A 12069-nucleotide genomic window follows, 5' to 3' on the forward strand; every position below is an offset into this window, starting at 1 on the left:
CGTGTTCCGTGCAGAAAGAGGGAGACCCCGACAGGTCGGGTTCCCTCCGTTTCCGGTGGACGCCATCACGTGACAGAACCGGGACAATCGCCTGCCTGAAGCGGGCGCGGATGTGGTGACCCCGGCCTCTTCAGCCCCCCGCGCCGCCCCCGTACAACTCCCCGTACGACGGCCACACTCCACCCACGCCGTCCACGGACTCGGCGGCGCGCACGGCCCGGACGATCGCGCGGGTCACCACATCCGCGCCCGCGGCGAGGATCTCGTTCAGCGCCAGCGGGCGCTCGGGGTCGAGCCGACGTGCCCCCGTCGCCAGCGCGAACACCGTGTCCCCGTCGTGCAGCAGGTGCACCGGCCGCACGGCGCGCGCGATGCCGTCGTGCGCCGTGCCCGCCAGCTTCTGCGCCTGTGCTTTGGAGAGTTCGGCGTCGGTGGCGACCACCGCGAGCGTCGTGTTCAACGGGGGAGCCGCGTTCTTCGCCGCGGTCTCGGCGAGGCGCCGGCGCGCGGCTTCATGAACGTGCGCCGGCGGGTACTGCACGCGCCCCTGGAACAACTCGCCGTACAGCACGCCGGTTTCCGGATCCAAGACGTCGCCCACCGCGTTCGCCACCACCAGCGCGCCCACGGTCACCCCGGAGTCGAGGACGGCGCTCGCCGTGCCCACTCCGCCCTTCAGCGAGCCGACCGCCGCCCCCGTGCCCGCGCCCACACACCCTTCCCGCACGCGGGCGCCGACCGCGCTCGCCGCGGCCTCCTCGACCGCGGCCCGCCCGGTGGCCGCGTCCGGCCTGGCCCGGAAGTCGCCACCCCGCCCCAGATCGAAGACGCAGGCCGCCGGCACCACCGGGACGACATGCGCCGGATCGGCTCCGACGCGCACCCCGCGCCCCTGCTCCTCCAGCCAGGCCATCACGCCCGAGGTCGCGTCGAGCCCGTACGCGCTGCCGCCCGTGAGGACGATCGCCTCGACCTTCTGCACGAGGTTGCGCGGATCGAGGGCGTCGGTCTCCTTGGTGCCGGGACCGCCGCCCCGTACGTCGACCGCGGCGACGGCCCCGCCCTGCGGGGCGAGGACGACCGTGGTTCCGGTGAGCCAACCGTCGCCGGTGCGCGTCGCGTGTCCCACCCGCACACCGGCGACGTCGGTCAGAGCGTCAACTGTCATGAGGACCATCATGTCCAGTCGGCGCCGTCCGGAGGCATCACACGGTCGAGGTCGCCTTGTTCTCCGTCCCGTTCTCCCGCGCGACCATGCGTGCCGTCAGCGTCGTCCCGGTCGCCACCGCCAGCGCCATGACGATGCCCGCCGCCGGTACCGCCCAGTCGCCCAGGACCGTGCAGGCGATGACCAGCAGGGCCGTCACGGGCAGCACCAACTGCTGGGCGATGCCCACCTTGAAGTGCCGTGAGTGCAGTGCCCACACCGTGAGCAGATACAGCGCGGTCGGCAGGGTCACGGCGGCCGACGCGGCCTGCGCGGAGATGTGCGCCTTGCCGACGGCCTGCTCGACCGCCACCTCCAGGCCCGCGCCGATCGCGGCCGCCGCGGCGAAGACCAGATAGTGGCCGTAACCCCACAGGAAGGCCTGTTTGTTGGAGCGCAGATGGCCGTGGATCGGCACCACGAAGTAGATCCACCAGGCGGCGAAGACGATCAGGAGTCCGCCCGCGGCGATCGGCACGAGGTCGCCCAGTGCGTCGTGCTCCTCGATACCGGACTTCACGGCGACCGTGGCCGCGGCGATCGCCTCGCCGAGCACGATGATCGTGAACAGTCCGTACCGCTCCGCGATGTGGCGCGGGTGCCAGGCCGTCTGGTGGCCCTTCTCCGCGTACAGCGGCACGCTCATCTCCGCGAGCGCCATCACCAGGAACACCCAGGGCCGGGCGCCCTCGGGCAGGACCAGCAGGCCCAGCCAGCCGATCTGGCAGAGGAGAATGCCGACGGCATAGCGCAGCGCCGTGGTTCTCTCGGCGCCCTGGCTCGATCGGGCCGCCCGCAGCCACTGCGCCGACATCGCGACGCGCATGATCGCGTAGCCCAGCCAGACGGCCAGGAAGTCGTGGTCGAACGCACTGGCGACGCCAGCGGCCAGAACCAGCACACCGGCCATCTGGACCAGGGTGGCGATCCGGAAGAGGACGTCGTCGTTGTCGTAGGCGGAGGCGAACCACGTGAAGTTCATCCACGCCCACCAGACGGCGAAGAAGACCATCGAGTAGTTGAGGATGCCTTCGCCGGTGTGCGCCTCCGCCACGGAGTGCACCAGTTGTACGCCTGCCTGGGCGATGGCCACGACGAAACACAGGTCGAAGAAGAGCTCCAGCGGGGTGGCGGCCCGGTGCGTGTCCCCGCGACCGCGTGCCACGAGTCTGCGCAGGGGCGCGCGGCTTCCGGGTCCGCCGGGGGAGGAGGAACTGGACGTCATGCGTTCAAGCACAGCAGATACCGCGCCGAATTTCTTGTGAACGAATTCACAAGTGTGTGTCGGTCCAAAGGATCGGCTGAAATGCCAGGTCAGACGGCCTTTCCGGTGCTGCGGCTGCCCGCCGCCGGGACCTTTGGCCCGCAAACGGGGACCAACGCTGCGCCCGGCGCCCTCCGCTCTGGCGTGCAATGGAGTCGTACCGGCGAAGCCAATCGGAAGGTGCGCGCCATGACTGCCAGCTCCGCGGAGACCACGACCACCACCCCTGTCGCCCGAACGGCCCCGGAGACGTCGGCGCAGGCGGAGGCCTGGGCCGGCTTCAAGGGCGGTCTGTGGCGCGACTCCATCGACGTCCGCGACTTCGTCCAGAGCAACTACGTCCCCTACGAGGGCGACGGCTCCTTCCTCGCCGGGCCCACCGAGCGCACCACCAAGGTCTGGAACAAGCTCCTCGCGATGTTCCCCACCGAGATCGAGCGCGGCATCTACGACGTGGACGTCACCACCCCGTCGCGCATCGACGCCTTCGCGCCCGGCTACATCGACCGCGACCTCGACCTGATCGTCGGCCTGCAGACCGACGCCCCGCTCAAGCGAGCCATCATGCCCAACGGCGGCTGGCGGATGGTCGAGAGCGCCCTGAACGCCTACGGGTACGAGGCCGACGCCGCCGTCCGGGAGATCTACACCAAGCTCCGCAAGACCCACAACGACGGTGTCTTCGACGCCTACACCCCCGAGATCCGCGCCTGCCGCTCCTCCGGCATCATCACCGGCCTGCCCGACGCCTACGGCCGCGGCCGCATCATCGGTGACTACCGCCGCGTCGCCCTCTACGGCGTCGACCGGCTCATAGCGGCCAAAGAGGCGGTCAAGGTTCTCCTCGACGCCGAATGGCCTTCTGTGCAGGTCATCCAGGAACGCGAGGAAACCAGCGAGCAGATCCGCGCCCTCGAAGAGCTCAGGGCCATGGCCCTCTCCTACGGCCACGACATCTCCGGCCCCGCCCGCACCGGCCGCGAGGCCGTCCAGTGGCTGTACTTCGCCTACCTCGCGGCCGTCAAGGAACAGAACGGCGCCGCCATGTCGATCGGCCGCATCGACGCCTTCCTCGACATCTACCTCCAGCGGGACATCGAGCGCGGGCTGCTCACCGAGTCCGAGGCCCAGGAGCTCATCGACGACTTCGTCATCAAGCTCCGCATCGTCCGCTTCCTGCGCACCCCCGAGTACAACGAGCTCTACTCCGGCGACCCCACCTGGGTCACCTGGTCCATGGCCGGCCTCGGCGAGGACGGGCGCCCGCTGGTCACCCGCACCACCTTCCGCGCCCTCCACACCCTCTACAACCTCGGCCCCGCCCCCGAGCCGAACCTCACCGTCTTCTGGTCCCCGCGCCTGCCCGAGGCCTTCAAGAAGTACGCCGCCCAGGTCGCCATCGACACCAGCGCCCTGCAGTTCGAGTCCGACGAACTGATGCGGCCCAAGTACGGCGACGACACCGCCATCGCCTGCTGCGTCTCCGCGATGGCCATGGGCAAGCAGATGCAGTTCTTCGGCGCCCGCGTCAACGTCGCCAAGGCCCTGCTGTACGCGATCAACGGCGGCCGCGACGAGATCACCGGCAAGACGGTCGTCGAGGGCTTCGAGCCGATCACCGACGAGTACCTCGACTACGACACCCTCCTCGCCCGCTACGACGCCATGCTCGGCTGGCTCGCGAAGACCTACGTCCACGCGCTCGACGTCATCCACTACATGCACGACAAGTACGCCTACGAGCGCCTCGAAATGGCCCTGCACGACCGGGAGATCCTGCGCACCATGGCGTGCGGCATCGCCGGCCTCTCGGTCGCCGCGGACTCCCTCTCCGCCGCCAAGCACGCGCGCGTGAAGGTGATCCGCGACGAGAGCGGCCTCGCGGTCGACTACGTCGTCGAGGGCGACTACCCGGCGTACGGCAACAACGACGACCGGGCCGACGACCTCGCCCGCTGGATCGTCCACGACTTCATGGAGAAGGTCCGGCAGTACCCGACGTACCGCAACGCGGTGCACACCCAGTCGGTCCTGACGATCACCTCGAACGTCGTCTACGGCAAGAAGACCGGCAACACGCCCGACGGCCGCCGTGCCGGCGCCCCCTTCGCACCCGGCGCCAACCCCATGAACGGCCGCGACGAACACGGTTACATCGCCTCGGCGCTCTCCGTCGCCAAGCTCCCGTACGACGACGCGGAGGACGGCATCTCGCTGACCAACACCATCACCCCGGACGCCCTGGGCCGCAGCCCCGAGGAGCGCATCGCCAACCTCTCCGGCGTCCTGGACGGCTTCACGGCGAGCGACGGCTTCCACATGAACGTCAACGTGCTCGACCGGGCGACCCTCGAGGACGCGATGGAGCACCCCGAGAAGTACCCGCAGCTGACGATCCGGGTCTCGGGCTACGCGGTCAACTTCGTCCGCCTCACGCGCGAGCAGCAGTTGGACGTCATCAACCGCACCTTCCACGGATCGCTGTAAGGGGGAGGAGCGATGACCACGCTTCTTCCGCCCGCGTCGGCCCCGCCGGCGCGGGGCCGCCCCGCCTGCGCGGCGGCCACCCCGGCCGCGGCGGCGACCCGCCGCCCGGCCGTGGGGTCGGTCCACTCGTGGGACCTGTCGACCGGCGTCGACGGCCCCGGCACCCGGTTCGTCACCTTCCTGTCCGGCTGCCCGCTGACCTGCCTGTACTGCCACAACCCCGACACCTGGCGGATGCGCAACGGCAAGCGCACCACGGCCGACGAGGTCCTCGCCGAGGCCGGAAAGTACACGCGGTTCATCGCGGCGTCCGGCGGCGGCGCCACCGTCAGCGGGGGAGAGCCCCTGCTGCAGCCGGTGTTCACCGGTGAGCTGCTGCACCGCTTCAAGCACGAACTCGGTCTGCACACCGCCCTGGACACCTCCGGCTTCCTCGGCGTCCGGGCCACCGACGCGCTGCTGCGCGACACCGACCTGGTCCTGCTGGACATCAAGTCCTGGGACCGCGTCACCTACCGCAAGGTCACCGGCCGCCCCCTGGAACCCACCCTCGTCTTCGCCCGACGCCTGGCCGACCTCGGCAAGGAGGTCCACGTCCGCTTCGTTCTCGTGCCCGGTCTCACCGACGACCCGGCCAACATCGAGGGCGTCGCCGCCTTCGCCGCCTCGCTCGGCAACGTCAGCCGCGTCGACGTCCTGCCCTTCCACAAGCTGGGCGAAGCCAAGTGGCAGGCCCTCGGCATGCCCTTCACCCTGCACGACACCCCCTGCCCCACCCCGGAGCAGACCACCCTGGCCAGGAGCGTCTTCACCGCCCACGGGCTGTACGCGGTCTGAGTCCTCGGCCGGCCCGGCGGTCCGGTCGCCCCGGGGGCCGTACCCTGGACGCATGAGCACCGCCCCCGACCCCGAGCCGCGCGAGCCGAAAGCCGCGCTGATCTTCGACGACCCGCTGGACCAGCAGTCCTCGGACGACACGGACCGCGGGTGGGGCGAGCGGCCGACCGCCACGAGCGACAGCGCGGCCGACCTCAAGCGCTTCCTCGACGAGAAGCCGCCCCACCACCTGTGAACCCGGCGGGCCCAGCGGGCTCCCGTCCGCCGGGCCCCGTCCAGCGCCTGCGCTACCGCCCGTCGTGCCCGGAGCCCCGCTGTGCGACCAGCGCGTCGCGGATCTCCTTGAGCACCTCCAGCTCGGTCACCTCGATGACCTCCTGCGTGCCCTCCTTCGCCTTCTGCCGGGCCACCTGCTTCGCCAGGTACTTCGACATGGGCAGCACCATCAGGAAGTACACGACCGCCGCGGTGATCACGAAGCTGAGCGTCGCCCCCAGCACCGAGCCCCAGAGGATCATCACGCCCTCCGTGACGGTGCCGTCCGCGGCCTTCTCGCACGGGCCCTTCAGACACGAGCTGTAGCTGTCGAGGTTCTGCGTCCCGATCGCGCCCACGAGGGGGTTGATGACGCCCTTCACCACCGAGTTGACGATGTTGGTGAAGGCGGCGCCGATGACCACCGCGACTGCCAGATCGACGACGTTTCCACGTGTCAGGAAGGCCTTGAAGCCCTGCCAGACGCCCGACTCCTTCTTCTCGCTCACCTCGGGGACTCTCCTCACACGCGTCAGTTGTGGAACAAACCGCTCCGCAACCTACGTCAGTGCTGGGCCGCCCTGTCCAATCAGGTAGCTCGAACGAGGGACTTGACAGACAGTCACGCAGAAGGCGCATCACATGGCTCAGCACAGCGTCACCGCCAGCCGTGCCGTTGCACTCGCGCCCACGAGACGCGCCGCGGTCGAGCGCGGCACCGTGAGCACGACCAGCGCACCGCTGTCGACCGTGCCGTCCAGGAGCTCGGGCACCTCCGTCACGCGCGCCCCGCGCGCGATCACCTGCGCGTCCCCGCCCGCCGTCGGTTCCTCGGCCGCGATGACGTCCACCCGGTCACCGGGGCGCAGCAACCGCACCGTGGCACCGTCGGCGATGCGCACCGGCGCGGACACCGTCTTGACGGCGCGCCGTTCCCGTACGGGCTCGGTCGCGGGATGGCCGCGTGTCCGGTCGTTGCCTTGCGGGCCGGCTGCCACGAGTGCGGCCGCCGTGATCGCCAGGCCCGCGGCGACGGCCCGTCGTCGGTGCCGTGCGAGCCGGTGCAGTCGATACCGCCCGCCGCGTACCCGCACGGGCGGGAAGTGCGGCACCTCGCAGGTGGGCGGGGTGTCGGTGCGCGGGTGCGGAACAAGGGACGGGGAGGACGCGGGTGGGAACGGGGACGGCAGGACGGACACGGGGACCACCACCTGAATCGAGGGATCGGCTTGCAAGCCCACGATGAGGCTTCGCGCAGCCGCCCGCCGAGGCCGGTGGACCACCGTGCGGTTGTGGACAACTCCCTCACCCGAACGGGAGGTTCCGCCTGATGTCTGAGTCCCGCTTGTCCACAGGTCCGGCCCTGCCCCGGCGCTAGGGCAGCTCGAACCCCGGGTCCATCCCGCCCAGCGCCGACGTGCACAGGCAGTCCCGCTCCGCGGTCGCGGGCAGCGCGGCCACCGCGTCGAAGAGGACCCCCCGCAGGCGGTCGACGTTCGCCGCGAACACCCGCAGCACCTCGTCGTGCGAGACACCCTCGCCGGTCTCGGCGCCCGCGTCGAGGTCAGTGACCAGCGTCAACGACGTGTAGCAGAGTTCGAGTTCGCGGGCCAGCGCCGCCTCGGGGTGGCCGGTCATGCCCACCACCGCCCAGCCCTGCGCCTGGTGCCACAACGATTCGGCACGCGTCGAGAAACGCGGGCCCTCGACCACGACCAGAGTGCCGCCGTCCACGGGCTCCCAGTCCTGCCCGCGCGCCGCCTTCAGCGCGGCCGCCCGGCCGGTCGGGCAGTACGGGTCCGCCAGCGACACGTGCACCACGTTCGGCACCTTGCCGTCGGGCAGGGGCAGGCCGTCGAAGTACGTACCCACCCGGGACTTCGTGCGGTCGACCAGCTGGTCCGGGACGAGCAGAGTGCCGGGACCGTACTCGGGGCGCAGCCCGCCCACCGCGCAGGGGCCCAGAACCTGGCCTACGCCGACCGAACGCAGCGCCCACAGGTTGGCCCGGTAGTTGATGCGGTGCGGCGGCAGATGGTGGCCGCGTCCGTGCCGGGGCAGGAAGGCCACCCGTCGGCCGGCGACCTCGCCGAGGAAGAGCGAGTCGCTGGGCGGCCCGTACGGAGTGTCGACCTGGATCTCGGTCACGTCGTCGAGGAACGAGTAGAACCCGGAACCGCCGATGACACCGATCTCTGCGTTCACCATGCGGTCACAGTATCCGGCGCCCGAGCCGCACGGAGACCGGCTCCGGAAAACACCGAGGACCCCGACGACGTACGGCGTCGGGGTCCCGTGAGCGCGCGGCTACGCGGCGGAGCTGCTGCTGGAGGAGGTGCTGGTGCCCGACGACTTCGAGTCCGAGGACGCCGAGGACGCCGTGGACGTCGAGGTCGAGGACGTCGACGGCTTCGACGACGCCGGCGAGCTGCTCGACGAGGAGCCGCGGCTGTCGTTGCGGTAGAAGCCGGAGCCCTTGAAGACGATGCCGACCGCTGAGAACACCTTCTTCAGGCGTCCGTCACAGGTGGGGCACTCGGTCAGGGCGTCGTCGGTGAACTTCTGCACCGCCTCGAGGCCCTCGCCGCACTCGGTGCACTGGTACTGGTAGGTCGGCACTGTCTTCCTCCTGGCACTCTCACTCAATGAGTGCTAACGACGGTCCATAGTGACGTATTCCTCGGGATCAGTCCACCGTCACCGGCACGCGGTGACCGACGCCACGTGCGACGGTACGGCTGTGGGGGCGTGTCGCCAGCCGCGAGCGCAGCGCCAGCAAGGTGGCCAGGGCGAGCAGTGTGCCGCCCATCGGGACCAGGAATCCGGCGCCGTCCCAGAAGCGGTCCTCCAGCTGTCCGGCGACCGTGACGGCTGCCGCCTGGCCGAGCGCCACCGCGCCGGTCAGCCAGGTGAAGGCCTCGGTGCGGGCACCGGCCGGCACCAGGCTCTCGACCAGCGTGTAGCCGGTGATCAGCGCGGGCGCGATGCACATGCCGACCAGGAGACCGAGACCGGCCAGCACGAGCACCGAGTGCGCGGCCCACAGCCCGGAGGCCGCCAGCGCGAGCGCGGCGTAACCGAGGACGAGGCGGCGCTGCGGGGCCACCTTCCAGGCGATGGCGCCGCAGGCGATACCGGAGAGCATGTTGCCGGCGGCGAAGACGCCGTACAGGACGCCGTTGAGCCCCGGCTCGCCGATCGACTCGGTGAACGCGGCCAGCGACACCTGCATGCCGCCGAAGACGGAACCGATGCCCAGGAACGTCACGATCAGCACACGCACACCGGGGATGCGCAGCGCGGACGCGTGCTCCACGCGCGCGTGCCCGGCGACGGCGACGGTGGGCTGCGTGCTCTTCTGCGCGGCGAACAGCAGGCCGCCGACCAACGTCAGCGCAGCCTCGGTGACCAGGCCTGCGGCCGGGTCGACGGCGGTGCACAGGGCGGTGGCGAGCAGCGGGCCGACGACGAACGTCAGCTCGTCGGTGACGGACTCGAAGGCCGCCGCCGTGGTCATCAGGGGGGAGTCCTTGAGCTTCACGCCCCAGCGCGCGCGGACCATGGGGCCGACCTGCGGTACCGAGGCGCCGGTGGGCACGGCCGCCGCGAACAGCGCCCACAGGGGCGCGTCCGCCAGCGCGAGCGCGGTCAGGGTCAGGCCGGACGCCGTGTGCAGCAGGACGCCGGGGATCAGGACGGCGCGCTGCCCGTACCGGTCGGCGAGGCGGCCGCTGTACGGCGCGAACAGCGCCATGGAGACGCCGGTGACGGCCGCGGCGGCGCCCGCCGCGCCGTACGAGCCGGTGGTGTGCTGCACGAGCAGCACGATGGAGATGGTGAGCATCGCGAACGGCTGGCGCGCCGCGAAGCCGGGGAGCAGGAACGTCCAGGCGCCGCGGGTGCGCAGCAGCTGTCCGTATCCCGGGCGGGAGGCCGACGAGGTCTTCGACGGCTCGGTGGTGACCGTGGATTCCACGGCCCGTGCCTTTCTGCCGCCTGGTAGCGCGCCCGTGCGGGGGCGCCGAGAGCTGTCCTCTTGCGCGGAACTGCGGTAGATACCGGCGCCCACTGCGCGAGGGCGTCCCGGCCGCCATACGGTCGCGCCAGCTCTGCGTCAGGCAGAGTTGGTTCGATCAACGTGCGCCTTTATCGTACAGGGATCAACGCCCGGCGCACCTGTGAAAACGAGCACCGCACAGGACGGCGCCTGCGATTGCGGGGGGCGTGAACAGTGCGAAATGCGCCCGTAACGACCGAGTGCGCCTCTGAGCGGGCCATGCACCACCCCAGAACCGGCGCGAACCCCCGCTCAGCGCCTCGGGCCCGGGCCGTCTCCGCCCGTCCCGAGCCACCCGGCCAGCTTGCCGCCGCGTCCCACGGCGTGCAGTCGTCGCTCCGCCGCGTCCCGCACGGGATCCGTGGCCACCACGAGCAACTCGTCCCCGCGCCGCAGCACCGTCGTCGGCAGGGGCACGAACGAGGTCCCGTCCCGCACGACCAGGGTCACCGCGGCCCCCGACGGCAGCCGCAGCTCGTTGATCTCCACGCCGTGCATCTTCGAGTGCTCGGGGATCGCCACGGACAGCAGGTGTCCGCGCAGCCGCTCCAGGGGGGCGGACTCGATGCCGAGGTCGGAGGCGGCCTCGGCGTCTCCGCCGAGCCGCAGGCGGCGCGCGAGCCACGGCAGGGTCGGGCCCTGGACGAGGGTGTAGACGACGACCAGGACGAAGACGATGTTGAAGATCCGGCGGCTGCCGTCGACGCCGTTCACCATGGGGATCGTCGCCAGGATGATGGGGACGGCGCCGCGCAGGCCGGCCCAGGACATGAGCGTCTGCTCCTGCCACGGCACCCGGAACGGGACGAGGCACAGCACGACGCTCAGCGGGCGGGCCACCATCGTCAGGACCAGGCCGATGAGGAGGGCGGGCAGGATGTCGTCGCCCAACTCGTGCGGGGTGACCAGAAGGCCGAGCAGGACGAACATGCCGATCTGGGCGATCCAGCCGAGCCCGTCGGCGAAACCGCGTGTGGCCGGCCAGTGGGGGAGCTTGGCGTTGCCCATGACCATTGCGGCGAGGTAGACCGCCAGGAAGCCGCTGCCGTGCGACAGCGCGCCCCCCGCGTACGCCACGACGGCGATCGCCATCACGGCGATCGGATACAGGCCGGAGGCGGGCAGCGCCACGTGCCGCAGGCCCCAGGAGCCCAGCCAGCCCACCGCGAGGCCGATGGCGGCGCCGATGGCCAGTTGCAGCGCTATCTCGCCCAGCAGCACGTACCAGTGCTCGACGGGGCCCGCGTGGGAGAAGGCCACCACCAGGATGACCACAGGGGCGTCGTTGAAGCCGGACTCGGCCTCCAGGGTGCCCGTCACGCGCGCGGGGAGGGGGATCTTCCGCAGGACCGAGAAGACGGCCGCGGCGTCCGTGGAGGAGACGATCGCCCCGATGATCAGGGCCTGGCGCCACTCCAGCCCCGTCAGGTAGTGCGCGGCCGCGGCCGTGACGCCGACGCTCACCGCGACTCCGGCCAGCGCCAGCGTGGAGGCGGCCGGAAGGGCGGGCCGGATCTCCTTCCACTTCGTCCCCAGACCACCTTCGGCCAGGATCACGACCAGGGCCGCGTATCCGATGACCTGCGTCAGCTCGGCGTTGTCGAACTTGATGCCGCCGATTCCGTCCTGGCCCATGGCGATGCCGATCCCCAGATAGGCGAGCAGGCTGGGGAGCCCGCTGCGCGAGGAGATGCGGACCGCTGCGACGGCGATGAGCAGGACGAGCGAGCAGACGAGCAGGAGCTGGTTGAGGTCGTGGACAGTCAGCGGCCGTTCCCTTCCCTGGCTCACGGACACGCGCGCGTGAGCTCACGTACACAGGACACGAAGTGGTGGTTCTCCGCACCCAACTACTTCGTTACCTTACCTAACTCTTGACGATTTCTTGACGCTTCTCCGGGCATGATCGAACGCTCGTGCGCGCTGGTTCCCGACTCCGCGTCAAGTGGCGCGGGGCCCTGC

The 12069-nt window shown here is 70.8% G+C and carries 11 protein-coding genes; 3 read left to right on the forward strand and 8 right to left on the reverse strand.

The window, feature by feature from the left end:
- Window positions 1–130: 130 nt before the first annotated feature.
- Complete coding sequence (locus tag ICC28_RS18795) at window positions 131–1168, reverse strand: P1 family peptidase (RefSeq protein WP_188289770.1); 1038 nt, start codon at window positions 1166–1168, stop codon at window positions 131–133.
- A 37-nt stretch (window positions 1169–1205) separates the two neighbouring features.
- A complete protein-coding gene (locus ICC28_RS18800; RefSeq protein ID WP_188289771.1) occupies window positions 1206–2432 on the reverse strand; it encodes a low temperature requirement protein A in 1227 nt (408 codons plus the stop codon).
- Between the two features lie 228 nt (window positions 2433–2660).
- Here ICC28_RS18800 and pflB point away from each other — a divergent pair, with 228 nt between their 5' ends.
- The 3 genes from pflB to ICC28_RS18815 are packed head-to-tail and all read left to right on the forward strand — an operon-like array spanning window position 2661 to window position 6030.
- The gene (gene pflB, locus ICC28_RS18805) at window positions 2661–4958 is read left to right on the forward strand and encodes a formate C-acetyltransferase (RefSeq protein ID WP_188289772.1); all 2298 of its coding nucleotides are present in this window, start codon (window positions 2661–2663) and stop codon (window positions 4956–4958) included.
- Window positions 4959–4970: 12 nt separating this feature from the next.
- The gene (gene pflA, locus ICC28_RS18810) at window positions 4971–5795 is read left to right on the forward strand and encodes a pyruvate formate-lyase-activating protein (RefSeq protein ID WP_188289773.1); all 825 of its coding nucleotides are present in this window, start codon (window positions 4971–4973) and stop codon (window positions 5793–5795) included.
- A gap of 52 nt (window positions 5796–5847) precedes the next feature.
- Window positions 5848–6030: a hypothetical protein gene (locus tag ICC28_RS18815; RefSeq protein WP_188289774.1), complete on the forward strand. Its 183-nt coding sequence runs from the start codon at window positions 5848–5850 to the stop codon at window positions 6028–6030.
- 52 nt (window positions 6031–6082) lie between these two features.
- Here the strand turns inward: ICC28_RS18815 and mscL are convergent, their stop codons facing one another.
- The 6 genes from mscL to ICC28_RS18845 all read right to left on the reverse strand — a co-directional run bounded on the left by mscL (window position 6083) and on the right by ICC28_RS18845 (window position 11904).
- Window positions 6083–6559, reverse strand: coding sequence for a large conductance mechanosensitive channel protein MscL (gene mscL / locus ICC28_RS18820; RefSeq protein ID WP_188289775.1), 477 nt, complete (start codon window positions 6557–6559; stop codon window positions 6083–6085).
- Window positions 6560–6697: 138 nt separating this feature from the next.
- On the reverse strand, window positions 6698–7240 hold the full coding sequence (locus ICC28_RS18825) for a hypothetical protein (RefSeq protein WP_188289963.1): 543 nt from the start codon (window positions 7238–7240) through the stop codon (window positions 6698–6700).
- A 184-nt stretch (window positions 7241–7424) separates the two neighbouring features.
- The gene (locus ICC28_RS18830) at window positions 7425–8258 is read right to left on the reverse strand and encodes an S-methyl-5'-thioadenosine phosphorylase (RefSeq protein WP_188289776.1); all 834 of its coding nucleotides are present in this window, start codon (window positions 8256–8258) and stop codon (window positions 7425–7427) included.
- Between the two features lie 99 nt (window positions 8259–8357).
- Window positions 8358–8669: an FmdB family zinc ribbon protein gene (locus ICC28_RS18835; RefSeq protein ID WP_188289777.1), complete on the reverse strand. Its 312-nt coding sequence runs from the start codon at window positions 8667–8669 to the stop codon at window positions 8358–8360.
- A gap of 67 nt (window positions 8670–8736) precedes the next feature.
- The gene (locus ICC28_RS18840) at window positions 8737–10026 is read right to left on the reverse strand and encodes an MFS transporter (protein ID WP_188289778.1); all 1290 of its coding nucleotides are present in this window, start codon (window positions 10024–10026) and stop codon (window positions 8737–8739) included.
- A gap of 333 nt (window positions 10027–10359) precedes the next feature.
- Window positions 10360–11904, reverse strand: coding sequence for a potassium/proton antiporter (locus ICC28_RS18845; RefSeq protein ID WP_188289779.1), 1545 nt, complete (start codon window positions 11902–11904; stop codon window positions 10360–10362).
- Between the last annotated feature and the right edge of the window lie 165 nt (window positions 11905–12069).

Origin of the sequence: Streptomyces sp. TRM68416 (assembly GCF_014596915.1) — a bacterium.
GTDB lineage: Bacteria > Actinomycetota > Actinomycetes > Streptomycetales > Streptomycetaceae > Streptomyces.

Coding starts and splice junctions, on each gene's coding strand:
- ICC28_RS18795 (WP_188289770.1), bottom strand. CDS start 1,168: ATGACAGTTGACGCTCTGACCGACGTCGCCGGTGTGCGGGTGGGACAC.
- ICC28_RS18800 (WP_188289771.1), bottom strand. CDS start 2,432: ATGACGTCCAGTTCCTCCTCCCCCGGCGGACCCGGAAGCCGCGCGCCC.
- pflB (WP_188289772.1), top strand. CDS start 2,661: ATGACTGCCAGCTCCGCGGAGACCACGACCACCACCCCTGTCGCCCGA.
- pflA (WP_188289773.1), top strand. CDS start 4,971: ATGACCACGCTTCTTCCGCCCGCGTCGGCCCCGCCGGCGCGGGGCCGC.
- ICC28_RS18815 (WP_188289774.1), top strand. CDS start 5,848: ATGAGCACCGCCCCCGACCCCGAGCCGCGCGAGCCGAAAGCCGCGCTG.
- ICC28_RS18830 (WP_188289776.1), bottom strand. CDS start 8,258: ATGGTGAACGCAGAGATCGGTGTCATCGGCGGTTCCGGGTTCTACTCG.